24 protein-coding genes, 4 tRNA genes and 1 riboswitch are annotated in these 22806 nt (G+C 51.8%); of the genes, 18 read left to right on the top strand and 10 right to left on the bottom strand.

Features of this window, described 5'->3' with window-relative positions:
* Window position 1: 1 nt before the first annotated feature.
* Window positions 2-334 carry a hypothetical protein gene (locus J3P35_RS20550; protein WP_210466593.1) on the bottom strand — a complete coding sequence of 111 codons (333 nt, stop codon included), beginning with the start codon at window positions 332-334 and terminating at the stop codon, window positions 2-4.
* Window positions 335-531: 197 nt separating this feature from the next.
* The gene (locus J3P35_RS22040; protein WP_246850386.1) at window positions 532-1077 is read right to left on the bottom strand and encodes a hypothetical protein; all 546 of its coding nucleotides are present in this window, start codon (window positions 1075-1077) and stop codon (window positions 532-534) included.
* Between the two features lie 238 nt (window positions 1078-1315).
* Between J3P35_RS22040 and J3P35_RS20540 the strand changes: the two genes are divergently transcribed.
* Window positions 1316-1648: a hypothetical protein gene (locus tag J3P35_RS20540; protein ID WP_210466592.1), complete on the top strand. Its 333-nt coding sequence runs from the start codon at window positions 1316-1318 to the stop codon at window positions 1646-1648.
* 189 nt (window positions 1649-1837) lie between these two features.
* Here J3P35_RS20540 and J3P35_RS20535 read toward each other — a convergent pair whose 3' ends face one another.
* The 3 genes from J3P35_RS20535 to J3P35_RS20525 all read right to left on the bottom strand — a co-directional run bounded on the left by J3P35_RS20535 (window position 1838) and on the right by J3P35_RS20525 (window position 5506).
* Window positions 1838-2893 carry a YncE family protein gene (locus J3P35_RS20535; RefSeq protein WP_210466591.1) on the bottom strand — a complete coding sequence of 352 codons (1056 nt, stop codon included), beginning with the start codon at window positions 2891-2893 and terminating at the stop codon, window positions 1838-1840.
* Between the two features lie 28 nt (window positions 2894-2921).
* Window positions 2922-4850 carry a TonB-dependent receptor plug domain-containing protein gene (locus J3P35_RS20530; protein ID WP_210466590.1) on the bottom strand — a complete coding sequence of 643 codons (1929 nt, stop codon included), beginning with the start codon at window positions 4848-4850 and terminating at the stop codon, window positions 2922-2924.
* 119 nt (window positions 4851-4969) lie between these two features.
* Window positions 4970-5148, bottom strand: a riboswitch (cobalamin riboswitch).
* Window positions 5149-5326: 178 nt separating this feature from the next.
* On the bottom strand, window positions 5327-5506 hold the full coding sequence (locus J3P35_RS20525) for a hypothetical protein (protein ID WP_210466589.1): 180 nt from the start codon (window positions 5504-5506) through the stop codon (window positions 5327-5329).
* Window positions 5507-5541: 35 nt separating this feature from the next.
* Here J3P35_RS20525 and J3P35_RS20520 point away from each other — a divergent pair, with 35 nt between their 5' ends.
* From J3P35_RS20520 to J3P35_RS20510, 3 genes are all read left to right on the top strand, one after another.
* Window positions 5542-6276 (top strand): DUF4919 domain-containing protein, encoded by a 735-nt coding sequence (locus J3P35_RS20520; protein ID WP_210466588.1) that lies wholly within the window; start codon window positions 5542-5544, stop codon window positions 6274-6276.
* Between the two features lie 104 nt (window positions 6277-6380).
* On the top strand, window positions 6381-6839 hold the full coding sequence (locus J3P35_RS20515; RefSeq protein WP_210466587.1) for a hypothetical protein: 459 nt from the start codon (window positions 6381-6383) through the stop codon (window positions 6837-6839).
* Window positions 6840-6849: 10 nt separating this feature from the next.
* Complete coding sequence (locus J3P35_RS20510; protein WP_210466586.1) at window positions 6850-7476, top strand: DNA-3-methyladenine glycosylase; 627 nt, start codon at window positions 6850-6852, stop codon at window positions 7474-7476.
* Window positions 7477-7585: 109 nt separating this feature from the next.
* Here the strand turns inward: J3P35_RS20510 and J3P35_RS20505 are convergent, their stop codons facing one another.
* Window positions 7586-8773 carry a THUMP-like domain-containing protein gene (locus tag J3P35_RS20505; protein ID WP_210466585.1) on the bottom strand — a complete coding sequence of 396 codons (1188 nt, stop codon included), beginning with the start codon at window positions 8771-8773 and terminating at the stop codon, window positions 7586-7588.
* Between the two features lie 157 nt (window positions 8774-8930).
* On the opposite strand from J3P35_RS20505, the gene J3P35_RS20500 reads away from it, so the two are divergent.
* A complete protein-coding gene (locus tag J3P35_RS20500) occupies window positions 8931-9626 on the top strand; it encodes a DUF4397 domain-containing protein (protein WP_210466584.1) in 696 nt (231 codons plus the stop codon).
* Window positions 9627-9776: 150 nt separating this feature from the next.
* On the top strand, window positions 9777-11084 hold the full coding sequence (ahcY, locus tag J3P35_RS20495; RefSeq protein ID WP_210466583.1) for an adenosylhomocysteinase: 1308 nt from the start codon (window positions 9777-9779) through the stop codon (window positions 11082-11084).
* A 340-nt stretch (window positions 11085-11424) separates the two neighbouring features.
* Here ahcY and J3P35_RS20490 read toward each other — a convergent pair whose 3' ends face one another.
* Entirely contained in the window at window positions 11425-12960 is a 1536-nt protein-coding gene (locus J3P35_RS20490; protein WP_210466582.1) for a glycosyltransferase family 2 protein, read from the bottom strand.
* A gap of 168 nt (window positions 12961-13128) precedes the next feature.
* Here J3P35_RS20490 and J3P35_RS20485 point away from each other — a divergent pair, with 168 nt between their 5' ends.
* The 5 genes from J3P35_RS20485 (at window position 13129) to J3P35_RS20465 (ending at window position 16006) form a co-directional block, all read left to right on the top strand.
* Window positions 13129-13725, top strand: a complete 597-nt coding sequence (locus tag J3P35_RS20485) for a sigma-70 family RNA polymerase sigma factor (RefSeq protein WP_062543958.1) — start codon at window positions 13129-13131, stop codon at window positions 13723-13725.
* A 12-nt stretch (window positions 13726-13737) separates the two neighbouring features.
* Window positions 13738-14031 carry a hypothetical protein gene (locus J3P35_RS20480; RefSeq protein ID WP_210466581.1) on the top strand — a complete coding sequence of 98 codons (294 nt, stop codon included), beginning with the start codon at window positions 13738-13740 and terminating at the stop codon, window positions 14029-14031.
* Between the two features lie 21 nt (window positions 14032-14052).
* Window positions 14053-14637, top strand: a complete 585-nt coding sequence (gene gmk / locus J3P35_RS20475; RefSeq protein ID WP_210466580.1) for a guanylate kinase — start codon at window positions 14053-14055, stop codon at window positions 14635-14637.
* A gap of 2 nt (window positions 14638-14639) precedes the next feature.
* Complete coding sequence (gene nadD, locus J3P35_RS20470) at window positions 14640-15218, top strand: nicotinate (nicotinamide) nucleotide adenylyltransferase (RefSeq protein ID WP_210466579.1); 579 nt, start codon at window positions 14640-14642, stop codon at window positions 15216-15218.
* A 383-nt stretch (window positions 15219-15601) separates the two neighbouring features.
* Window positions 15602-16006: a hypothetical protein gene (locus J3P35_RS20465; RefSeq protein WP_210466578.1), complete on the top strand. Its 405-nt coding sequence runs from the start codon at window positions 15602-15604 to the stop codon at window positions 16004-16006.
* Window positions 16007-16112: 106 nt separating this feature from the next.
* On the opposite strand, the gene frr is transcribed toward J3P35_RS20465, so the two are convergent.
* The 3 genes from frr to J3P35_RS20450 form a co-directional block, all read right to left on the bottom strand.
* Window positions 16113-16676 (bottom strand): ribosome recycling factor, encoded by a 564-nt coding sequence (gene frr / locus J3P35_RS20460; RefSeq protein ID WP_210466577.1) that lies wholly within the window; start codon window positions 16674-16676, stop codon window positions 16113-16115.
* A 117-nt stretch (window positions 16677-16793) separates the two neighbouring features.
* Entirely contained in the window at window positions 16794-17501 is a 708-nt protein-coding gene (pyrH, locus tag J3P35_RS20455) for a UMP kinase (RefSeq protein WP_210466576.1), read from the bottom strand.
* 87 nt (window positions 17502-17588) lie between these two features.
* Entirely contained in the window at window positions 17589-18083 is a 495-nt protein-coding gene (locus J3P35_RS20450) for an acetyl-CoA carboxylase biotin carboxyl carrier protein subunit (protein ID WP_210466575.1), read from the bottom strand.
* Between the two features lie 82 nt (window positions 18084-18165).
* On the opposite strand from J3P35_RS20450, the gene J3P35_RS20445 reads away from it, so the two are divergent.
* From J3P35_RS20445 to secE, 7 genes are all read left to right on the top strand, one after another.
* Window positions 18166-20694 (top strand): M1 family metallopeptidase, encoded by a 2529-nt coding sequence (locus tag J3P35_RS20445; RefSeq protein WP_210466574.1) that lies wholly within the window; start codon window positions 18166-18168, stop codon window positions 20692-20694.
* A 115-nt stretch (window positions 20695-20809) separates the two neighbouring features.
* Window positions 20810-20892: transfer RNA gene (locus J3P35_RS20440), tRNA-Tyr, on the top strand.
* 73 nt (window positions 20893-20965) lie between these two features.
* Window positions 20966-21038 (top strand) — tRNA-Gly (locus J3P35_RS20435).
* A 43-nt stretch (window positions 21039-21081) separates the two neighbouring features.
* Window positions 21082-21153, top strand: a tRNA-Thr gene (locus J3P35_RS20430).
* Between the two features lie 60 nt (window positions 21154-21213).
* Complete coding sequence (gene tuf / locus J3P35_RS20425; RefSeq protein WP_210466573.1) at window positions 21214-22401, top strand: elongation factor Tu; 1188 nt, start codon at window positions 21214-21216, stop codon at window positions 22399-22401.
* Window positions 22402-22509: 108 nt separating this feature from the next.
* Window positions 22510-22582, top strand: a tRNA-Trp gene (locus tag J3P35_RS20420).
* Window positions 22583-22606: 24 nt separating this feature from the next.
* Window positions 22607-22798 carry a preprotein translocase subunit SecE gene (gene secE, locus J3P35_RS20415; RefSeq protein ID WP_210466572.1) on the top strand — a complete coding sequence of 64 codons (192 nt, stop codon included), beginning with the start codon at window positions 22607-22609 and terminating at the stop codon, window positions 22796-22798.
* Window positions 22799-22806: the final 8 nt, after the last annotated feature.

Here is a 22806-nt window from a genome sequence, read left to right as displayed (position 1 = left end):
TTCAGTCTTCCGGCCAATTGGCTTTGGGCACGTTCTTTTTAGGGGCCGCTGGCCGGGGCGAGGTAGACTTAGGAGACTTAGGGGCGTTTCTAGGCAGTTTTCCGGATAAGCGCATGAAAACCCAGTTCACGGCGGGCACAATCACGAAGGCGGTGCCGGCCACCATGATGAAAATACCCAGGAACGCGTTGAACAGCCGGTAGATAAAATCGCTGGTGAGCCCGAAGGCGTACAGCAGCAGCGTCATGGCCAGCAGCATACTGATGAGCGCGACAATGAGCAGGTCGCGGCGCCAGTCACGCTGGAACGGATGTCTTTTTACCTCTTTGGCCATGGTACGCTAGAAAAAAATGGTTGGAGCCTGCCCAGGCAGATGCTTCCGCTAAGATACGGCAAAGCTGGTTTTCTGCCCAAACGTAACTTCCCCAGATGCCTAAAACAAAAGACCCGGGGCGTTTTCCCGGGTCTTTTGCGGAAAACAGGCTTGAAACGCCTGCTGCCCCTTCTTGTGTCATGAAATCAAGAGAAGGATTACTCTTTCTCGTTGCCCAGGCCTTCTTTGTCTTTGTGGCCTTTGAGGGTACTGGCGTTTGGCTGGTTATTCATGAACTCCTTATCTGAGGAGTCTGAACCACGGGTGTCTGATGGGTTAGAGTTTGATCCCTGCGGTGAGTGTTGCTCTGGGTCAAACTTGCCTTTCTTGGCGCCGCCGCCGTGGCCTTCTCTGGAAGGTACGTTCTCGCCGCGGGTGTTATCGGCACCGCCGGCTACCGGACCATCCTGGAATTTAGGATCGTTGGTGCCTTGGTCGCGGTTGTGGTTATGCTCATTGTTAGGCTGTCCGCTCACGCCGGCACCGGTGTTCATGCCTCCCTGGTCATTGTTGCTGGATTTCTGGTTTCCGCTGCCCGATGTGTTAGGGTTAGACCGGGTTTCCGGAGAGCCTTCGTACGGCGGGTTGTTGTTATGGCGGTTACTGTTGTTGAGCTGATCATCCTGGCTGTTGATATCGCGCCAGCTTCTGTCCTGGTCTGGTCTATGCTGCTTAGGGCTATTATCGCCTTTTCCTTTGGTCATGGTTCTTTCTCCTTTATTTGAGGTGAAACTTAAACAAATGATTCTGCCAGGATACCCTGGCGTGTACTGTTGTACGGAGACGGATTAGTTAAGATTAGCCAGACCGGGCCCGATGGCAAATAATACCGGAAAGGCGCCTGCGGGCTAACTCAAATACAGTCATGCGCGTACTATCCTCAAGTGTGGGCCTGAAGGTTTTTAGCCGAGCCCGGAAAACGTCACCTATTGAACCAGACCTATGAAAAAGCGAATCGTTTCTATAAAACAAGTTTCCTGTGCCTTTCTGTTGGGAGGCGCATTACTTTTGGGCACCACCTCCTGCAGCACCGGCACCAGCGAAGGCCAGGTGAACGTAGAGGAAAGTGACTTCAAAGACAAAAGCCCTACTGAAAACAACGCGCCCGGCGTGTCTGATGAGACCCAGGATCCCGTGAACACCAATGCCACCGACTCTACCAATCAGAAAATCTACGACCAGCAGGAAGACAAGGTAAGAGAGCGCAACTCCGGGGTAAGCAACCAGGGTGTAGGCGGCGCAGCTGAGCAGAAGCAAGACCGAGACAATAATTAAAAGACATACCTCCCGGAAAGCCTGCCCTCAAAAAGGCAGGCTTTTCTGTTTTTGGCCCATTTCCCAGAAAACCGGCTCTAAACGCAAGTAAGGATTTCTAGCCCCTATAAACAGAGAGCCGCCAGCCTCAATAGAAGCTGGCGGCTCTCTGTTATATGACCGTTTTACAGAAAACGGCCTTGAAACTGCTTATCTGAAGGAGAAACCGTTAGGCAGGATTCTCACCTGGAAAGAGTCAATAGCCGTGCCGGTTGGTTGGTAACGCACTACCCAGCCGTTGGAAGTATAGCCTCCCAGGCCCAGGTACAGGGTGTTAGATTGCGGATCAATGCCCAAACCATACGCATCGCGGTGGATGAGCGCGGTGGTAGGTGCGGAAGTTGCAGTGGTGGCCATGGTGTACACACTGCCGTTGTAGGTGAAGTACAGCGTGTTTTTAGCGCCGTTGATGGTCAGGTAGCCTGGTCCGCTGGTGCCCAGCGGGAAGCCGTAGGAGGTAATGGCGTTGTTGTTGGCCGGATCAATCTTCACCAAAGCGCCTGGTGTACCATAACCGCCCCGCAGAACCCAAATCTTGTTGTTCGCATCCAGCACCAGGTGCTTAGGAGATTCACCCACCAGAATGGTGCTTTCCACGGCATCGGTGGTGGTATTGATCACCGAGATGGTATTGCCGCCGCTGTTGGCTACGTACAGTTTGCCGTTGTACATTAAAACGCCCTCAGGCAGCAGTCCCACGTTGATGGTTTTGGTCACGCTGTTAGTGGTGAGGTCCAGGACAGAAACCCGACCGGTGCCTGTGTAGCCAGAGAAAGCGTAGCCTACATACTCGGTTACGTAGGCTTTGTTGTTGTTAAGGGCCGCCACGTATCTCGGGATTTTCAGGCCATTAATGACTCCTTTGGAGGCAAAGGAATAAGCGTCTGCCACTTCAATCTTTTCGCTGTTGTTCACCGCAATGTAAGCTTTGTCCCCTATGAATGTAATGGACTGCGCGGCATCGCCCAGCGGGCGATTATTCACCTTGTTGAACAAGTCAGGGATCAGGGTTTTGGTCTCTGGAGAGAGGAAGCTTACCTCAGCGGTAGGAGTGCCAAACTGTCCTTCGTTCAAAATGAATACACCGTGCTCGTAGGCGCCTTTGGGAGTAGAGTCTTCAGAATCTGAGTCGCAGGAGGTGGTGAGTAGGCTGCTGCTGCCCAGCAATACATACAGGAAGTACTTCTTAAGGGTATTAACTTTCATAGAGTTGGTAAAAGAGTAAAAATGTGAATTATGGTTGGGTGGCCCATCTCAGGGCCAGGGATACTCTGAAATTGCGCGGCGGCATGGCCCGGTACGCCATGGTCTGGTACACGGTGTTGGAAAGGTTCTGCACCTGGGCCATAAGCTGGGTCTCAAAGGAACGCCAGGCAAAGGTTTTCCCCAGCCCGAAGTTCACCAGCGCATAGGCCGGCAGCCAGTTGTTATTGTCATTGTCTGTGAAGCGGCGGCCGGTGAACGTAGCATCAGAAGAAAGCCACCAGCTGCGGTAGCGGACCTCGGTCCAGGTAGCCACCTTGTGCTTGGGCACATAAAACAGCTGCCGGCTCTGTAGCTGCGCCCGTTCATCGGGGAGTTTCTGCTGGGAGATGGTGTAGGCGTAAGCCAGTCCGGCTGATAGGGACCGGTTTTCATCCAGTCTGTACTGCCACCTGCTGTCCAGCTCGGCGCCATTGCCTTTTACCCGCTGCAGGTTTACTGGCTCTGAGTAACCGCCGGTGGCGGAGGGCTGCCATTGAATCCAGTCTTTTACCTGCAGCGCATAGCCGGTCAGTTCGGTGGTGCCCGTCAAGGGTCCGTTTTTATGCTGGTGCACCAGACCGCCCTCGTAACCCCAGCCACTCTCGGGTTTCAGGGCCGGATTTCCGCCGGGGCGCCAGAAACGGTCATTGAGCGTGGGCACCCGGTAACTGCGTGAGACATTGGCTTTGGCCGTTATTGTATTGCCGCCCTGTTCCAGGATTTGGAGGTTGGCGCCCAGCGTAGGCGTAAGCGGCGGATTGAAGCCCTGCACCCAGGCTTGGCGCACGTTGAGGCTCAACTGCAGCATGGGTAATGGGTCATAGCGGAGCCAACCGTAAGCCGAGAATCTTTGTTCCTGTACTTTCCCGGCGTAGCCGCCCACATCGGCTTTGAACAGCTGTCCTTCTCCGCCCATTTGCAGCAGCAGGTTGGGCAGCAAAGCCCGTTCATGCTCCACCTGGCTCTGGTAGGTGTTCACCTTGGAGAGGGAAAGGACGCCATCGTCTTTATAATTGAGCACATCGTTGAAAAAGGCGGTCCGGACGGTGGTGGTGCCGTCGGCTAACTGGCCCTGCCACTCGCCCATGAGGCGCAGGTTCTCATCGTCCTGCTGGGCGTGGGTGTTGGCGCTGCCCATGGAAGGCTGTATCTGCCGATGCGTCTTCACGTACCAGCCCCTCACGGTGAGCCGCTGTTCCGGGGCCAGTTTGTAGTGTAGTTCCTGCGCCAGGCTGGTTTGCGCAAAGGCGGCGTTCTGCTGCGTTTCCCACGGTGACCCAAAGGCGGTGGTGTTTTTAAACCAGAAATCATTGTCGCCGGCGGTGCGGGTGAAAGAGGAGGTGAGGGCTAAACGGCCGTTGGAGAAAGATCCGCCCGCGGCGGTCCGTTGATGCCCGAAACTGCCCAATTCCTGTTGTACCTGTATCTGCTGCTGGGGGGCAAATGATACCGGGTTGTCCAGAAGAACAGCTCCTCCCACGGCCCCGCTGCCGTGTAAGGCACCGCTTGGTCCGTGCTGAAGGCTCACCTGCGTATTGATTGATGGGGGTAACAAGGCAAAATCTGACATACCCAGGGTGGGCAGGGCAATGTTGAAGCCGTTCCAGAGCACAGCCGTGTGGCTGGACGAAGTACCCCTGAACGCTACGGTGGCCGTCATGCCGTTTCCGTAACTTCTAAGGTACAAGGGGCTGCGCTGCTGGAGCATATCTGCCAGCGTGAGGCCCGGCCGCCGTTGCAGCAGGAGGGAGTCTGCCGTTTGCACCCGTGACCCCGCGGCGTAGCGGGTGTACCGCTGGGCAGAGACAGTGACAGGGGCCAGCTGCACGGTATCTTTCAGTTGGGCATGGCTTTCCCGCAGCGCCAGAAGCTCTGTGGCCACCGTAGCCAACGCAAACAGAAAAAGACGACGTACCATATTCCTCAGGGTTGCCAACCTGGGAAGACTGCAGAGAAAGAGATAAACGAAAACGCCAGCCCACGTTGGGGCCACCATCCTTGCTGCTTTTTTTCCCGAAAGCCTCCAGGTGAATATTGGATGTTGGCAGGTCTCCTGGCTCTCTTCTTCGGCCCGGCCTTCCCATCTGGCAAAGCAGACAGTGGCGTGTGGTGGGCAGAATGGGTTTGAAGATAACAGTTGCGGGTACAGCTCAGGTTTTACACCTGATTCCCTTTTAAGACATCATCGGAAGAAGACCGAGGCTGTCACCAATATCGGGAGCAAAGGTACGGGAAGTTTTACAAGGCCCCTATAGCCCCGCTGAATTTTTGTAAACGGCTGTTCTTAGGCTGTTTTCCGGGAAACAAGCCTGAAACAGCAGGAACATAGTTCCTGGCGGAGCTGATATTGGTTTCTGGCCAAGCAGCTTTGCTTAGAGGCGTCATCTGGAAAAATCACGTGTTTTCAGTATGAAAATGATACGTCATTTTAAAGCCGGTTTGTGGCGCATAATTCTTCTGTTTCAGCGTTATTTTAGCAAGAACAGGCCCGAAACGGATGTGCTGTGCTGCTGGAACCGCGATGAAGATGTAACTTTTTACAAAGCCTGTAGTTTTTAGCACTGTATTTGCCATAGGCTAAATCGTCTCAAATTCCCTTTATCATCCACATGAAACAATTCTTTATTCTTAGCCTGCTGTGCCTGGGACTCTTTTTGCAAGGCCAGGCCCAGACTTCTAAAAAAGGCGAAGCCCAAACCTCTAAAAATGGTCAGGCCCAATCAGTTTTTAAAGAAGGGCAGGGTCAGACCGTTTCCAAAGTTGACTACAGTGCCATCAAGACGGCGGTGAGTTCGCCCAAGTCCAAGATGTACTACCCCAACCTGCTCAAGCGCTACCACGCCAATGACACCCAACTCACCCTGGACGAGTACAAGCACCTGTATTACGGCTGGACCACCCAACCTGGCTACAACCCCTACAAACCCAACGACAAGTCAGATGCCCTCAATGAGATGCTGTTATATGAGCGGTTCCCAGAGATTATAAGCACAGGCAAAAAACTGCTGGCCACCGATCCCTTCAACCTGGATGTGATGTACCTCATGCACATGGCCTACGGCGAGATGAACAACAAGGTGGAAAGCCAGAAGTGGCTCACCAAGTTTGAGGGCCTCATGGCCGCCATCAAAGCCAGCGGCAACGGGCGCAGCAAAGAAACCGCCGTGGTGCTGAACGCCCCCCGTGATGAATACATGTTCCTCACGGTGGTGGGGCTTCGGCAGAAAGGCCGGCCGCAGCTGGTGGATAACAAATATGATTTGGTAAGCCTGCAGACCCCTAACAAACTCAACCTCACCGAGGTCTACTTCAACATCCAGAAAGCGGTGGAGAAAAAGCGTTAACCAGGAATTTCCTGATTTATAACGATAGGGGCAACCAAGGATAATGGTCACTTGGCTGCCCCTATTCTTTTTGCGTTCTTGCCAAGGTTAAAACTGACCCTACTATGAAAAAGATATATGCGGCGCTTCTGATACTGGGCGCTTCTCTGGCCAGTTGCCAAGGCAACGGTGAAAAACCTGCAGAGACCTCCTCACCCAAAGAAGAAAACAAGGATACCGCGGTGGCTCTTTGTGAGTTTACCACCACAGATTCGGCTACGGCGGTCTCACAGTTACAAGGCAAATGGGAGCTGCGCGGCCTCCAGACCAATTACATGGGCGCCCAGGAAGACGAGTTCCTGACCGGGGAGCAGATAGGTGAAGCCAAAACCCTGACTTTTTATGAAAACGGCGAGTTTGAAGAGCACGTGAACGGCAAACTGCAGGGTGAGCGCAAATCCTTCAAGCTGGTGGGGCAGAGCCTGCCGCCGGTGGGTTACCAGTTCTGGTTCTGCGGCGAAAACACGCTGGTCATCAGCAACGTCATCGCCGATGGCGCCACCGAAGTCTTCATCCGCCAATAGCTGTCTGTTTATGCTCTTCCAACAAAAGCTTACCCCTGATTTCTATACCCGGCCAGACGTGGTCACCATCGCCCGCGACCTGATTGGCAAGTACTTTTTTTCTTCTTTTGACGGCGTGCTCACCGGCGGCATGGTAGTGGAAACCGAGGCGTACTCCGGTACTTCAGACGCCGCCTGCCACGCCCACCTGGGCCGGCGCACCAAACGCACCCAGATCATGTACCAGCAGGGCGGCGTGGCTTACGTGTACCTCATCTACGGCATCTATTCGCTGTTCAACATTGTGGCCAACGTGGAAGGCACTGCCGATGCCGTGCTCATCAGGGCCATCGAGCCTTTGGAGGGAATAGGGGAAATGCAACTCCGCCGAGGGCTTGCTAAAGTAGAGCCTCGCCTCACCGCCGGACCTGGGCTGGTCACGCAAGCGCTGGGCATTTCCACCCTGCACAACGGCATTGATTTATCTGGAGACGAAATCTGGTTTGAAGACCGGGGCGTGACTGTGCCGGAGGAGCAGATTATAGCTGGTCCACGGGTGGGGGTGGCCTATGCTGGCGCCGATGCGCTGCTGCCCTGGCGATTCAGCCTCAAAGGCAGCCGCTGGGTGAGCAAAGCCAAGCCTGTCTACCCGGTCTGAAGCAAAAGCCCTCGCTGGACTCTATTTCCGGCGAGGGCTTTTGCTTTCATTTATCTGAATGACTGAATATACATGAATGGCTGAGTACACATTTATCTACAGCTTACAACTAAACCCCGGCTTTCCGGCAGAGCAGCAGAATGGGTTTGTTATGCAGATCGGTGGTGGCGAAAAGATAATCGTCTCCGCCTTCCTTCAATTTTACCTTATCCCGGAGCTGCGCCACGGTAAGCGGATAGTTGCGCGCGGTGATGTTGGCTTTTTTATCGGGAAGTAGTAGCTGCAGTTCCTTGGTATTGGCCTTCGGTTTACCAATGATTTCAAAAATCCGGCCCGGAAATGCCGGTTGCAGTTCTTCTGAGGTGTAGAGATGGCTGTTGCGTTGGAGTTTGTGTACGCCGTATTTCTCAGAAAGCCACTTGTAGGCGCCGGCTTTAAGCAAAGCCGTATTGGGCTCATACAGATACCGCTGGGGCTCTGAATAGGTAACAGCAGCGTTCTCTTCCTGTTGTTTCGTGAAGCTGAGCGGCTGGGCTTCCTGGTGCGCCAAGAGATTGACGGTAGTGAGGAGAGGCGGTTCCATGGCCTCGGGCTTCAGAAGGTAGAGTACTTCTTTGCATTCGTTCTGCACGGCTATAACCCACACCTGGGCAACGTGGCTCAACTGCTGCAACGCCAGATCAATGTCCAGCATGGGGGCGGTCTTCAAGAGCACCGCTTTACTTTTCTGCAGCAGCAAAGGCAGCAAGCCCAATACGTCTGGCGTGCAGTCCTGCAGCAGGTGAACCCGTTCTTGGCTCTGGCCGCGGCGAGCCGGGTCCAGGTAGATGACATCCACTGATGTATCCATGCGTTGCAAATACTCTTCAGCGGTGGTAGAAAGGCTTTGGATGTTCTCCGCGCCCAGCAACTTGAAATTATAACTGGCTATTTCCTGCAGTTCCTGGTTCTGCTCAATGTGGATCACCTGACCGAAACTCCTGGCGAAGTAATAGCTGTCCACTCCAAATCCGCCGGTCAGGTCCACCAGCGTCTGTCCCTGCACCAGGGTTGCCTTATAGGCAGCTGTATCTTCAGAAGAGCTCTGTTCAACCGAAAGAGAAACCGGGAAAATGGTTTGCGGGTGCTTTGCCCAGGTAGGGAGCTTTTGCTGCGCCTTTTGACGGGACTTTATCTGCTGCACTAATTCCGGGACCGGCAGGGGAGCAAAACGCTTCGCCTGCAACATGAGTTGGGCAGTGTCTTGCTGTTGGTGGTCCAGGATGAACTTTTGCTCTTCAATGGTGAAAATACGCATAAAACGGCTCGGGCGTGGATAGGCAAAGATACGGAATTGCAGAAGGGTGTGGGGTAAATAGGTTTGTTTAATGTTTTATGTAAAAATCTTAAACATAGAGTTGGTGAACTGGTTCTATCTGTAAATAAGTTAGTTTTTACTTAAGTGAAGTACAGCTATGAAGAAATGGATGAAACTTACCCTACTCGCCGTTTTGCCCGTGCTATTCCTCACGAGCTGCGATGATGACGATGACGCTTCGGAAATGCTGACCGAGGAGGCCCGGGTGCTGGTGGTGCATGCTTCGCCCAATGCTCCGGGAGTGGATTTGTATGTAGACGGAACAAAAGCCAATACTTCGGCTCTGAATTACCCAAACAATACGGGTTATCTGACCCTTCCTGCCGGTTCAAGGAACATCAAAGTGACCGCCGCCGGGGCCGGAATGGGCAGTCCGGTCATAGATGCCAATGTGACGCTGGAGAAAGACAAGAATTATTCAGTCTTCGCGGCTGGTCCGCTCTCTGGTCTTACCCCGGTGGTGTTGGTAGATGACTTGACGGCTCCGGCCAGCGGTCGGGCACACGTGCGGTTCGTGCACCTTTCGCCGGATGCGCCTGGCGTGGATGTTGTGGTGCAGGGTGAGAATAACCTCTTCTCTGACATCGAGTTTAAGGAAGGCACGGCTTTCACGCCGGTGAATGCCGGAAGCTATACTTTGGAGGTGCAGCCCGTAGGCACTGACGTGGCAGCCGTAACGGCCACTCTGAACCTGCAGGCTGGTAAAATCTACACGGTTTATGCCCAGGGGTTCCTGAACCCTCCGTCTGGCAACACCAATACGCTGGGAGCCGGCGTGATTATGAACAATTAAGCAGAGAGCTGAGCTTTGCTGTGCCACCTGTCTTATCAAGGCAGGTGGCACGGTGCTTTAAAGCAAATCTGGTATAGCTAAAGTGCAGAAAATTGAGTAAGATAAACATTTTCTGTACCTTTGCATTTCTACAGTAAAACCTTAACTACAATGGTAGAAACGTATTTGCCTTACAAAGTAAAAGATATTTCCCTGGCTGAGTGGGGAAGAAAAGAAATTAAACTGGCCGAGGCTGAGATGCCAGGTCTGATGGCTATCCGTGAGGAGTATGGCGCAAGCCAGCCATTGGCGGGTGCCCGTATTGCGGGTTGCTTGCACATGACCATCCAGACGGCCGTGTTGATTGAGACCCTGACTGCTTTGGGTGCTGAGGTGACCTGGTCTTCCTGCAACATCTTTTCTACCCAGGACCACGCCGCAGCTGCTATCGCTGCTGTCGGTATCCCGGTGTACGCCTGGAAGGGCATGAACGCCGAGGAGTTTGACTGGTGCATTGAGCAGACTTTGTTCTTCGGCGAAGACCGCAAACCGTTGAACATGATCCTGGACGATGGTGGTGACCTGACCAACATGGTGTTTGACAAATATCCAGAGTTAGCCGCCGGCATCAAAGGTTTGTCTGAAGAAACCACTACCGGCGTTCACCGTCTGTACGAGCGTATGAAAAACGGCACTTTATTGATGCCTGCTATCAACGTGAACGACTCCGTGACCAAGTCTAAATTCGATAACAAATACGGCTGTAAAGAATCATTGGTAGACTCTATCAGAAGAGCTACTGACGTGATGATGGCTGGTAAAGTAGCCGTAGTGGCTGGTTACGGTGACGTAGGAAAAGGTTCTGCCGCTTCATTGCGTGGTGCCGGTGCCCGCGTGATCGTAACAGAAATTGACCCCATCTGCGCCCTTCAAGCTGCCATGGATGGTTTTGCCGTACGCAGAATGGAGAATGCCATTCCTGAGGCTGACATTGTGGTAACCGCTACCGGTAACTTCAACATCATCCGCGCCGAGCACTTCCAGGCCATGAAAGACAAAACCATTGTCTGCAACATCGGTCACTTTGACAACGAGATTGACATGGCCTGGCTGAACGAGAACTTCGGTCATACCAAAGACACCGTGAAACCGCAGGTGGACCTGTACACCATCAACGGCAAAGACATCATCATTCTGGCCGAAGGTCGTCTGGTGAACCTGGGCTGTGCCACTGGTCACCCATCATTCGTGATGTCAAACTCTTTCTCTAACCAGACGCTGGCCCAGATTGAACTGTGGACGAACGCCGAGGCTTACGAAAACAAGGTTTACACCCTACCTAAGCACCTGGACGAGAAAGTAGCCCGTCTGCACCTGGCCAAAATCGGGGTGGAACTGGAAGAACTGTCTCCAGAGCAAGCCGCCTACATCGGCGTGGAGGTGGAAGGACCGTTCAAACCAGAGTACTACCGCTACTAAGCATATGCGTTTCCGGCCTGTTTTCCGGAAAACAACATAAAAACGCCCGGCTTCTGTAAAGAAGCCGGGCGTTTTGTTTTGCCGCTCTGGGGACGATAAACGCACCTTCTAAGGATGAACGCAACCTCCAAGTATATGAGTAATCCCCATTACTGTCATCTTGGAAAGATCTTGGTAGCGAACGGTAGTAGCGCTTATTCAAGGCTTTTCTAGTTCGCCCACAAGATCCTTTCAGGATGACAAAAGAGAGGTAGACTCAGAAGGGAAATTCCGGAGAAGCATGAAAGCGGCTGGATTCATGCTTCTCTTGTAAAGTTAGCAATAGCTGTTCTGGTTAGTATTAAGCTTGAAGATACTTGCTGATCCCGTTCCTGCACCATTTAGCTTTCTGCCCGATGGCATCGGCTAAAATCTTGTCATTCTCCGGGAGAGAGGTGCGGGCATTTTCCGGGTGGTACAGGTGGTAGCCTACCCCGCCGAAGGGCAGGTTGCGGCGCTCCACGCCCGCGTTCAGCATTCTGATGGCAAACTCACTGTCCTCGCGGCCCCAGCCTTCAATGTCCTCGTTGAAACCGTTGATCTGGAGCACATCGGCGCGCCAGAAAGCCATGTTGCAGCCGCGTATGGCTTTGATGTCGGGGCGTTTTTTGGAGCCGAGCTTTGCCAGTGTTTCCGAGGAAACGGCATTGAAACGGTTGATGATGCCGGAGGTGAAAGGCGTGATGTGCCATTGTTTGCTTTGCAGGATCTGCTTGGTGAGCTCGGGTTGCAGCAGCACCCGCTTGCCCTGGATAAAGGTGTTGGCGCGCGCTATGCGTTTGTGGCTCTTGACAAAGTCTGGGTGCAGCACCATGTCACCGTCAATGGAAAGGATGTATTCGCCTTTCGCCATGGCCATGGCTTTGTTCCGGATAGCAGCTAGCCTAAAGCCCGTATCCTCGTGCCAGCAATGGCGCAGCGGCACCGGAAAGCTTTCCTGGAACTTCTCAATGACTGCCTTGGTCTCGGCGCGGGATCCGTCATCGGCAATAATCACCTCATCGGGTAACTCATTTTGCAAGGCCACGCTCTTCAAAACTACTTCCAGCGCATCTGGCCAGTTGTAGGTAGAGATGATGAGGCTGGTGGTCATGGAGCGGTTGGCCTCGTGCAGTTTCATGTACTTGTAGAAAGCCCCGTTGGCGTTGCAGGCCGAAATCAGGAACCCCTCAAAACCGTACAGGAAACCCCGCTTCAGGAAATAGTTGCGCAGGAAGGTCCAGAAGCCTTTGTAGATGGCCTTAAAGGCCGAGGACGATTTCAGGAACCGGTTCTGCTGGGCAAAAAGCGTGGTGTATTGGTTCAGTTTCCTGAGTAACTCGTCTGTGTTCTTGAAAGAATAATGGTTCAGGATGCCCGGTAGGGTCTCTAGCGCCAGCCCATCGGTCTTGATTCCTTCGTGCACCTCGCGGTCTGTAAAGGAGGTAACTTTGCGGTTAAAAAGGCGTAGCACATAATCATTCTCCCAACCACAAGCGTTGATTAAACGTTTCCCATAGAAATTGTGGCGCAAGAAGCGGTAGGCTTTGGCGTTATCTAAGGGGTGGCTGAGAATGGTTTGGGCTAGTTCCGGTGTCAGGACCTCATCGCTGTCAATGGAAAGGACCCAGTCATGAGAGGCGTAGGAGGCGGCCAGGTTCTTAAGCGGACCAAACCCGATAAAGGACGAGTGGAAGACCTTCACGTTGGGGAACTGACCGGCGATGGCCACGGTGGCATCAGTGGAGTCGTTGTCCAGCAGGATAACCTCCGGGAACCGGGCAAGCGCCTTGAGGCATTGCGGCAGCAACTCCTGGCTGTTTTTAGCGAGTATGGTAACAGAAATAGGTTGAGGCATGCGGCGCGGAAACAGAAAAAGGAAGGTGGATGGATTCCCGAAAAACGACGTTGGGACCGGTTAATGTAAACATCTGCCCTAATATTCGTATGTACCTATGTATATTTAATTTCTATATTTGCGTATAGGTATTTTTATCCCAAGTGTAAAAGTACAAAATCAAGACCAATGAGCGAACAGAGAGCGAATTCAATGACAAAAGAGGAGAAAGACGCCCGGTTTGAGGCCGAGTTGATGCCGGTTATTTCGCCTCTCTACAACTTCGCGTACCGTCTTACCCTGGATGAAGATGACGCCAATGACCTGGTACAGGAGACCTATCTCAAGGCGTATCGTTTCTTCGATTATTTCGAACCCGGAACTAATGCCAAGGCCTGGCTGTTCCGCATCCTAAAGAACTCGTTCATAAACGACTTCCGGAAAAAGAGCAAACAACCCGCCAAAGTAGACTACTCTGAGGTGGAAGGTTACTACAATTCAGAAGACGTGGACGCAGAGGGGGACAGTTCTGGCGGTACTACAGACCTGCGCATGGAAAGTGTGCAGGACCTGATTGGCGATGAAGTGGCGGGTGCCCTGAACTCACTGCCGGTAGACTTCCGGACCGTGATTATCCTGTGTGACCTTGAAGGGTTCACGTATGAGGAAATGGCCAAGATCCTGGACATTCCCATAGGAACAGTAAGGAGCCGCCTTCACCGGGCCCGGCATTTTTTGAAAGAGAAGTTGGAAAAATACGCGAAGTCAATGGGCTATAATGGCTAAACAGAAATTAATATGATGGGGACTACTACTATGACTGATGAATTGATGGGCGCAAACGCCTCAGATGAGAGCCATGAACCAGACTGTGAGAAGGTGCAGGGCGTTTTTGAGAAGTGGCTGGAAGGTGTAGCTACAGAAGAAGATGAGGCTTTTCTGTCTGAGAAAGCCGATGAATGCTCTCCCTGCTTTGAGAGCGTTGACAAACAACGGTTGTTTGTAAAGTTCCTGAACGCCTCGCTGCGCAGACCAGGTACTCCCGCTACACTAGTAGACTCCATCAAATCAAAAATCCACCAAACGGCTTAGTATTAAGCTTTCCTACCCTGGATGCAAGGTAAAATCATTATTTTTTCGGCCCCATCCGGAGCCGGCAAAACCACAATTGTCCGTCATTTAGTAAACGTACTTCCAGAGCTAAGTTTCTCTATCTCAGCCTGCACCCGCGACCGCCGGGGCCGCAGTGAAGTTAACGGCAAAGATTATTATTTCATTACCCCAGAAGAGTTCCGCGACAAAATCGGGAAGGATGAGTTCGTGGAGTGGGAGGAAGTGTACGAGGGGGCTTTCTACGGTACCCTTAAATCTGAGATTGAGCGCATCTGGTCTGAAGGCAAGCACGCCATTCTGGACGTGGATGTCAAAGGGGGTCTCAGCGTGAAGAACTTCTACAAAGACCGCGCCTTGGCCATCTTTGTGAAACCGCCTTCTATTGAGGAGCTTTCCAAGCGCCTGGTGGCCCGCAACACAGACTCAGCCTCCAGCATCTCCAGCCGTGTGTTTAAGGCTAAATTTGAATTGAGCTTTGAAGACCAGTTTGATGAGGTGATTGTGAACGAGAACCTGGAAGAGGCTTTTGCCCGTGCCGAGAAACTGGTGCGGGACTTTATCTATCCAGAAGAGCCTATTGTGTAGCCATGCGGGTAGGATTACTCTTTGGATCCTTTAACCCCATCCATATAGGGCACCTGATCCTGGCCAACTACATGGCCGCCAATACCACCTTAGACACTGTCTGGCTTGTGGTGAGCCCGCAGAACCCGTTCAAACCCAGCAGCAGCTTGTTGCATGAGTTTGACCGCCTGCACATGGTGCGTCTGGCCATTGCCGATAACGCCGACCTTGGCGTAACCGACATTGAGTTCCGGATGCCCAAGCCCAGCTACACCATAGATACGCTTACCTATCTCAGGGAAAAGTATCCTAAGTACCAGTTTGTGCTCATCATGGGCGAAGACAACCTGGCTACCCTGCCCAAGTGGAAAAACTACGAGCAGATTCTGGACCTCTACGAGGTACTGGTATATCCCAGACCGGGTAGCGCCAAGATTCCTGAGGCTTTGCAGAACCACGCCAAGATAACCGTGGTTCCGGCTCCGCTCCTGGATATCTCGGCCACTTTCATCCGGAAGTGTCTCAAGGAAGGTAAATCTACCCGTTACCTGCTGCAGGAAGAAGTACAGGAATACATACAGGCCAAGAAGCTATATATTTAGTAGAAGAAATCAATTGCCATAAGCCGGCGTTTTAGGCATCCTTTTTCTAAAAGGAGCCCAGAACGCCGGTTTTTGTTTTTCAAATTTTTTGAGTTTCAAGCCATTTGAAAACCTTGAAAATCGCAGATTAGTGGAAGATCAGGCCAGTTAAGGGAAAGCATCGTGCTTAGTTGTTTCTTCTACGCTACTTACTTTTTGCTATTTACCGGTATGTGGATAAATATGGGAAACCTTTTATTCTAAAGGGCGTTAAAACAAGGTTTAGTCAACGAATGAGTTAAAATAACCATATTTTTTAGCGTATAAGTACTTGGTTCTCTCAGGAAAGTAGTGTAATTTGCTTTCTTTCCCAGACAGACAAACTGAAGGACTACCCCCTGACAATGAGTTCCATCACCTTCTTCCAGGATACCTATATTTCTATCACCTATCACCAGAACCAGCAGTACATCAACGCAGATTGGATTGGTTTCCAGACAAAACAATCTGTACAGGATGGCTGCGAGCGTATTCTAGAGGCCATGGCGCAATTCAATTGCTACAAAGTCCTTAATGACAACACCCATGTGGAGGGCATCTGGTCCAGTGCGGCGGAGTGGGTGGGCTCAGACTGGTTTCCGCGCATGCGGCAGGCCGGTATGGTGTCTTTTGCCTGGGTGTACTCGCCCAGCATGTTCAGCCGGTTGTCTACAGACAAATCCCTGCGCTTCACCTATGACACCACCGGCATCGAAGTGTTTGACAGCCTGACCGAGGCCCAAAGGTGGTTGGCGGCCATTCCGGCGTAAAGCTTACTTTTTCAAATTCCCATAAAAGAGAAGGCCCCGCACTGTCAAGTGCGGGGCCTTCTCTTTTTAACCTGTTTTCCTTAAAACAGACCTGGAACGCAAAACCTTAGATGGTCATGATCTCGGCCTCTTTCTTAGACAGAAGCTCATCCAGTTTCACAATGTAGGCATCGGTCAGTTTCTGTACTTTGCCTTCGGCGTCTTTCACCGCATCTTCAGAGGTGCCTTCTTTCTGCAGTTTGCGCAGCGAGTCGTTCACGTCTTTACGGATGTTACGCACGCGGATTTTACCGCTTTCGGTCTCGTTCTTGGCTTGCTTTACCAGCTCGCGGCGACGCTCCTCGGTCAGGGCCGGGATGTTCAACCGGATGCCGTCTGCCTCAGTCATGGGGTTCAGGCCCAGGTCGCTGTTCTTGATGGCTTTGCCAATCTCAGCCACCATGTTCTTCTCCCAAGGCTTGATCATAAGCGTACGGGCATCTGGGGTCATGATGTTGGCCACCTGCGAGATGGGGGTTGGCGTGCCGTAGTAATCTACGCGCAGGTCCTCTACCATGGCAGGGGACGCTTTGCCGGCTCTGATTTTGGTTAATTCTACACTAGTGTGCTGCACCGATTTCTGCATTGACTCCTCGGCTTCGCTCAAATAAAAGTTAATTTCTTCGGTCATTGGGTTTTCTGATTTAGAAAGATGACTAAACGGTACCACCGTAGCAAACGCCAAAGGGCGGCACAAATTTCTGATTTAATTCTGTAAAATCCACTGCCGGGGCAGCAAGACCTGTAATTACATAGAAACCAAGGTTCCTACACGCTCGCCTTTAATCAGTTTGGCAAGGTTGCCCGGCGTGTTAATGTCAAACACCACAATAGGCAAGTTGTTTTCCTTGCAAAGGGTAAACGCAGTCATGTCCATTACGTTGAGGCCTTTTTCAAAAACCTCTTCAAAGGTGATGTCCTGGTACCGCACGGCTGAGGAATCTTTCTCCGGGTCAGCGGAGTAGATGCCGTCTACACGGGTACCTTTCAGCACCACATCGGCCTCAATCTCAATGGCCCGCAGAGAAGCGGCAGAATCTGTGGTGAAGTAAGGGTTACCGGTACCCGCCCCGAAGATCACTACGCGGCCTTTCTCCAGGTGGCGCATGGCGCGGCGGCGGATGTAAGGCTCACACACCTGCTGGATGTTGATACCAGAAAGCAAACGGGTGAAGATACCCACTTTCTCCAGCGCGCTCTGCAACGCCATGCTGTTGATTACGGTAGCCAGCATACCCATGTAGTCGCCCTGCACGCGGTCCAATCCAACAGACTCGGCCTGCACGCCCCTGAAAATGTTTCCTCCACCAATCACTACGGCCACCTCGGCGCCAAGATCTACGGCAGATTTAATCTCTTCGGCGTACTGCACCAGCATGTTGGTGTCAATCCCATATTGCTGTTCGCCCATCAAGGACTCTCCGCTGAGCTTCAATAGAATTCTTTTGAATCGCATGCTTATAAAATAGTAATAGTTAGTGACACGGGTCTATACACGTTTTGGGCCCGCTTTTCACAAAACAGGCCCAAAACGGAATATTCTTTAAAATACGATCAATACCTGGTTTTTCTCCACGTTCTGCCTGGTGGTTACCTTCACCTCAGACACCACGCCGTCGCCGGGAGACTTGATGATGTTCTCCATCTTCATGGCTTCCAGGATAAGGATGGAGTCTCCTTTCTTTACTTCCTGGCCCGGCTGTACTTTGATGTCAATGATAAGGCCCGGCATAGGTGCCTTGATGTCATTGATCTTGTGCGCCAGCGCCTGACCCATGCCCAGACTCTCCAGCAGCAAATCCATCCGGTCCTGGACCTGTAACGTATGCACATTGCCGTTGACCTTGATCTGGAAGGTTTTGGTTTCCGGGTCAGCCTGCAGCAGCTCGGCGGTATAGGAGCGACCGTCTTTCAAAATATGGAAGGAAGTAGGGCTGAGGGGAAGCAAATCCCAGGTAAATGGAGCATCGTTGAGAAGAATCTGGTTTTTCTCCAGAACTACTTGCCAGGTGGCGGCAGCCGATTTTACCTGTAGCATGTTGGCGGGGTTAGAGACAGTAATTTACCGTACGTGTGAAATAAATTCACAACTTGAGTTCCCAAAGTTAATAAATCATTACATGAATCACATCCTTTCCCGTGGCTTCTTGTTCATTCTGCTGTGTGGCTCGGCTGCAGGCTGCGCCGTGAAGAAGCCAGCCGCGCCCTCTGTCGCCTCAGAAACCGCTGCCATAGCCGTAGATTCCGTAGTTACGGAGATGCCCCACACAAGCCGCGGTCCCTACCAACCTTCGGCCGAGCGCCTCATGGATCTGTTGCACACCAACCTGAACGTGCGGTTTGACTGGGCGAAGCAACACCTGCTGGGAGAGGTCACCCTTACCTTAAAGCCGTACTTCTACCCGCAGCAACAAGTGGTGCTGGACGCCAAGGGTTTTGACATCCACAAAGTGACTTTGCTCAAAGGCAAACAGGCCGTGCCGCTGACCTATGACTATGACCAGCAGAAACTAACGGTGAAGCTAGACAAAACCTATACCCGCACCGATACGCTCCAGGTTTACATCTCTTACACCGCCAAGCCAAATGAATTGAAGGCCCATGGCAGCCAGGCTATTCAGTCAGACAAAGGCCTCTACTTCATCAACCCTCTGGGCCAGGAGGAAGGCGTGCCCCAGCAGATTTGGACGCAGGGCGAGACCGAGGCGAACTCGGCCTGGTTCCCTACCATTGACAAGCCTAACGAGCGGATGACCCAGGACATCTTCATCACGGTGGAAAGCAAGTTCAAGACCCTGTCTAACGGGACGCTGGTTTCCAGCAGAAATCTTAAAAACGGGCTTAAAACCGATCACTGGCGGATGACCCAACCACATGCACCGTACCTGGTGATGATGGCTATTGGCGAGTTCTCGGTGATCAAAGATAAATGGCGGAACAAAGAGGTGAGTTACTGGGTGGAGCCGGAGTACGCGGCCACTGCCAAAGCCACCTTCGGGCGGACGCCGGCCATGCTAGAGTTCTTCTCCCAGAAGCTAGGTGTGGCTTTCCCCTGGGATAAGTACGCGCAGGTGGTGGTCCGGAACTTCGTCTCGGGGGCCATGGAGAACACCTCCGCCTCCACCTTCATGGAATCTGTGCAGCAGGACCGTCGCGAGCTGCTGGACAAGAACTGGGACCACATCATCGCGCATGAGCTGTTCCACCAATGGTTCGGGGATCTGGTCACCACCGAGTCTTGGGCCAACCTGCCGTTGAACGAATCCTTTGCCGATTACTCAGAATACCTGTGGGCTGAGCACCAATACGGCCCCGACGAAGCCGCCCTTACGCACCAAAGTGCCTTGCTGGAGTACCTGGCCGAGTCCAGAACCAAACAAGAGCCTTTGATCCGTTTCCATTACACAGACAAGGAAGACATGTTTGACAGCCACTCCTACGCTAAAGGCGGGCGGGTGCTGCACATGCTTCGGCAGGAGGTAGGGGATGAGGCATTCTTCGCAGCGCTGCACTTGTACCTGACTCAGAACAAGTACTCGCCGGTGGAGATTGATAAACTGCGCCTGGCTTTTGAAGAAACAACAGGGCGCGATTTGCGACCGTTTTTCCAACAATGGTTCCTAACCCCGGGTCACCCCGAGCTGAAAGTAAGCCATTCCTACCAAAATGGGAGCCTGACCTTGCAGGTGAACCAAACCCAGGATACCCTACGCACTACGGTGTACAAAATGCCACTGACCATTGCTCTGCTCCAGAATGGAAAATGGCAGCAGGAGCAGGTGCAACTAGAGAAAGCAACCCAGGCGTTCACCTTTCCTATGCAGGCCGTGCCAGAGGCGGTGGTGGTAGATCCCACGCAGAAGCTGCTAGCCAATATAGACCATGAAAAGTCTGTGCCCGAGTGGTCAGCCCAGTTCCTGAACAGTACCGCCTATGCCGCGAAAGCGAATGCCCTGGAACACCTGAGAGATACTACTGTGACGCAGATTGACCAGGTGCTGGAGAAAGCCCTACAGGATCCTTTCTGGAAGATAAGAGCCACCGGCCTGGAGGTGCTGGTGTCTAAAGAATCAATGCAGAACCCGCGCATGCAGGCCCAGGTGCAGCGTATGGCTGAGACTGATCCGTACAGTGCGGTAAGAGCCACGGCTACCTATGTGCTGAGTACCTTGAGCGGCTTGCCACCGGAGATTATTGAAGGGAGGTTGAATGATTCCTCTTACCAGGTAGTGAGTGCCGCCATCTTCGCCTGGACCAAAGGTGATCATGACTTGAACCGATTGAAGCCTTTTCTCCAATACAAGAACCCAGATGTGGTCAATGCCCTGGCCTCGGCTTTTACCCAGAGTGAGGAAGAAGAGCTTTACGCCTGGTATCTGAAAAACGCCTCCAAACTGCGGGGCGGTGCCTTGTATTACTTCGTTCAGAGCTTCGGCGCCTTCCTTTTGAAAAAAAATATTGACCGGCAGGAGAGGGGGTGGCAAGCCTTGGTCCGGGTAGTAGAGCAAGAGACCATGGCCGAAGTGAAACAAGCAGCGTTTCAAATGCTTACACTCATGGCCGAGACCGATGAACGTCGCCAAAAGGTGCAGGAACTGGCCGCTAAAGACCCTAAATTAGCCTCTATTATGAGCCCCCAAATGAATTGATTGAAAAAAATATTTGCAGAAATATTTGACATGGAAGAAAAACCCACTAGTTTTGCAGCTCCTAAGAACGAAAACGGCAACGCAACTCGGTTTTAGGGTTCTTTGAAACAGTATTGGGGAGATTCCAGAGTGGCCAAATGGGACGGACTGTAACTCCGTTAGCGTAAGCTTTCGAAGGTTCGAATCCTTCTCTCCCCACACTTAACACGGTCAGAAATTGAGACAAGGTTACAGGTTGTTTCGCGAAGATTTCTGATGTTACCAGTAACAAGCGGGAGTAGCTCAGCTGGTAGAGCGACAGCCTTCCAAGCTGTAGGTCGCGGGTTCGAACCTCGTCTCCCGCTCTTTAAAGAGAGCAATGCAGCGAAAGCTGCATTCTTTTATTTTGCCGACGTAGCTCAGGGGTAGAGTACTTCCTTGGTAAGGAAGGGGTCGTGGGTTCAATTCCCATCGTTGGCTCAAGCGGTATTTTTTAACAAACAATACACCGTTTCACCCAAGAACTAAATACTTTCTAAAATGGCTAAAGAAACATTTGATCGTTCCAAACCGCACGTAAACATCGGTACTATTGGGCACGTTGACCACGGCAAAACAACCTTGACTGCTGCTATTACTCAGGTTTTAGCGAGCAAAGGTCTAGCCGCAAAAAGAGACTTCTCTTCTATTGACAACGCTCCTGAAGAAAAAGAGCGTGGTATTACTATTAACACTTCTCACGTTGAGTACGCTACTGAGAACCGTCACTACGCGCACGTTGACTGCCCAGGTCACGCTGACTACGTGAAAAACATGGTTACCGGTGCTGCTCAGATGGACGGTGCTATCCTGGTGGTTGCCGCTACAGATGGTCCAATGCCACAAACTCGTGAGCACATCCTTTTGGCTCGTCAGGTAGGTGTTCCTGCTCTTGTTGTGTTCATGAACAAAGTGGATATGGTAGACGATCCAGAATTGTTAGAGCTGGTTGAAATGGAAATCAGAGAGCTTCTTTCTTTCTACGATTTCGACGGTGATAACATCCCAGTTATCCAAGGTTCAGCTCTTGGTGGCTTGAACGGAGATGAGAAATGGGTTAAAACCATTGAAGAATTGATGGCAGCTGTTGATAGCTACATTCCAATTCCTGCTCGTTTGACTGACCTTCCATTCTTGATGCCAGTTGAGGACGTGTTCTCTATCACTGGTCGTGGTACAGTAGCTACTGGCCGTATCGAGCGTGGTATCATCAATTCTGGTGAGCAAGTTGACATCTTAGGTATGGGTGCTGAAGGCCTGAAGTCTACAGTAACTGGTGTTGAGATGTTCCGCAAGATCCTTGACAGAGGTGAAGCTGGTGACAACGTAGGTCTTTTGCTGCGTGGTATTGAGAAAACTGATATCCGTCGTGGTATGGTTATCTGCAAGCCAGGTTCAGTAACTCCTCACCAAAAATTCAAAGCTGAGGTTTACGTTCTTTCTAAAGAAGAAGGTGGACGTCATACTCCATTCTTCAACAACTACCGTCCACAGTTCTACCTGAGAACTACAGACGTAACTGGTGTGATCACTCTGCCAGAAGGTGTTGAAATGGTTATGCCTGGTGACAACATCACTATCACTGTTGAGCTGATCAACAAGGTAGCGATGGAGAAAGGTCTGCGTTTCGCTATCCGTGAGGGTGGTAGAACTGTAGGTGCTGGTCAGGTAACTGAAATCCTTGACTAATTATTAAAATCATAAGTCCGCCTTGCTGAAAATGTAGGGCGGACTTGTTTTTTTAAGAAAAGAATAATACATTTGCACTCCATTTAAATGAATGGCGTGCATTTTTTTACGGGAGTAGCTCAATTGGTAGAGTAGTGGTCTCCAAAACCATTGGTTGTAGGTTCGAGTCCTACCTCCCGTGCAAATAGAGTTAATAGCATCAGGAATGGGAAAGCTGACAAAATTTTTCAATGACGCTGTAGAAGAGATGCAGCACAAGGTTACCTGGCCAACTTACTCAGAGCTCCAGAAGAGCTCTATGTTGGTTTTGGTTGGCTCCATTGTGTTTGCCATCATTGTAGGTGCTATGGATTTCGTTTACGACTCCACCCTGAATTGGTTTTACAACCAGTTCTAATTTAAGCT

The organism is Rufibacter roseolus, from assembly GCF_017916365.1.
Classification (GTDB): domain Bacteria; phylum Bacteroidota; class Bacteroidia; order Cytophagales; family Hymenobacteraceae; genus Nibribacter; species Nibribacter roseolus.
This window is presented reverse-complemented; position numbering and strand designations above follow the sequence as displayed.

What these genes read in the sequence shown, in the direction of transcription:
- J3P35_RS20550 (WP_210466593.1), bottom strand. Translation starts at nt 334, where the DNA reads ATGGCCAAAGAGGTAAAAAGACATCCGTTCCAGCGTGACTGGCGCCGC.
- J3P35_RS22040 (WP_246850386.1), bottom strand. Translation starts at nt 1,077, where the DNA reads ATGACCAAAGGAAAAGGCGATAATAGCCCTAAGCAGCATAGACCAGAC.
- J3P35_RS20540 (WP_210466592.1), top strand. Translation starts at nt 1,316, where the DNA reads ATGAAAAAGCGAATCGTTTCTATAAAACAAGTTTCCTGTGCCTTTCTG.
- J3P35_RS20535 (WP_210466591.1), bottom strand. Translation starts at nt 2,893, where the DNA reads ATGAAAGTTAATACCCTTAAGAAGTACTTCCTGTATGTATTGCTGGGC.
- J3P35_RS20530 (WP_210466590.1), bottom strand. Translation starts at nt 4,850, where the DNA reads ATGGTACGTCGTCTTTTTCTGTTTGCGTTGGCTACGGTGGCCACAGAG.
- J3P35_RS20525 (WP_210466589.1), bottom strand. Translation starts at nt 5,506, where the DNA reads ATGGCAAATACAGTGCTAAAAACTACAGGCTTTGTAAAAAGTTACATC.
- J3P35_RS20520 (WP_210466588.1), top strand. Translation starts at nt 5,542, where the DNA reads ATGAAACAATTCTTTATTCTTAGCCTGCTGTGCCTGGGACTCTTTTTG.
- J3P35_RS20515 (WP_210466587.1), top strand. Translation starts at nt 6,381, where the DNA reads ATGAAAAAGATATATGCGGCGCTTCTGATACTGGGCGCTTCTCTGGCC.
- J3P35_RS20510 (WP_210466586.1), top strand. Translation starts at nt 6,850, where the DNA reads ATGCTCTTCCAACAAAAGCTTACCCCTGATTTCTATACCCGGCCAGAC.
- J3P35_RS20505 (WP_210466585.1), bottom strand. Translation starts at nt 8,773, where the DNA reads ATGCGTATTTTCACCATTGAAGAGCAAAAGTTCATCCTGGACCACCAA.
- J3P35_RS20500 (WP_210466584.1), top strand. Translation starts at nt 8,931, where the DNA reads ATGAAGAAATGGATGAAACTTACCCTACTCGCCGTTTTGCCCGTGCTA.
- ahcY (WP_210466583.1), top strand. Translation starts at nt 9,777, where the DNA reads ATGGTAGAAACGTATTTGCCTTACAAAGTAAAAGATATTTCCCTGGCT.
- J3P35_RS20490 (WP_210466582.1), bottom strand. Translation starts at nt 12,960, where the DNA reads ATGCCTCAACCTATTTCTGTTACCATACTCGCTAAAAACAGCCAGGAG.
- J3P35_RS20485 (WP_062543958.1), top strand. Translation starts at nt 13,129, where the DNA reads ATGAGCGAACAGAGAGCGAATTCAATGACAAAAGAGGAGAAAGACGCC.
- J3P35_RS20480 (WP_210466581.1), top strand. Translation starts at nt 13,738, where the DNA reads ATGATGGGGACTACTACTATGACTGATGAATTGATGGGCGCAAACGCC.
- gmk (WP_210466580.1), top strand. Translation starts at nt 14,053, where the DNA reads ATGCAAGGTAAAATCATTATTTTTTCGGCCCCATCCGGAGCCGGCAAA.
- nadD (WP_210466579.1), top strand. Translation starts at nt 14,640, where the DNA reads ATGCGGGTAGGATTACTCTTTGGATCCTTTAACCCCATCCATATAGGG.
- J3P35_RS20465 (WP_210466578.1), top strand. Translation starts at nt 15,602, where the DNA reads ATGAGTTCCATCACCTTCTTCCAGGATACCTATATTTCTATCACCTAT.
- frr (WP_210466577.1), bottom strand. Translation starts at nt 16,676, where the DNA reads ATGACCGAAGAAATTAACTTTTATTTGAGCGAAGCCGAGGAGTCAATG.
- pyrH (WP_210466576.1), bottom strand. Translation starts at nt 17,501, where the DNA reads ATGCGATTCAAAAGAATTCTATTGAAGCTCAGCGGAGAGTCCTTGATG.
- J3P35_RS20450 (WP_210466575.1), bottom strand. Translation starts at nt 18,083, where the DNA reads ATGCTACAGGTAAAATCGGCTGCCGCCACCTGGCAAGTAGTTCTGGAG.
- J3P35_RS20445 (WP_210466574.1), top strand. Translation starts at nt 18,166, where the DNA reads ATGAATCACATCCTTTCCCGTGGCTTCTTGTTCATTCTGCTGTGTGGC.
- tuf (WP_210466573.1), top strand. Translation starts at nt 21,214, where the DNA reads ATGGCTAAAGAAACATTTGATCGTTCCAAACCGCACGTAAACATCGGT.
- secE (WP_210466572.1), top strand. Translation starts at nt 22,607, where the DNA reads ATGGGAAAGCTGACAAAATTTTTCAATGACGCTGTAGAAGAGATGCAG.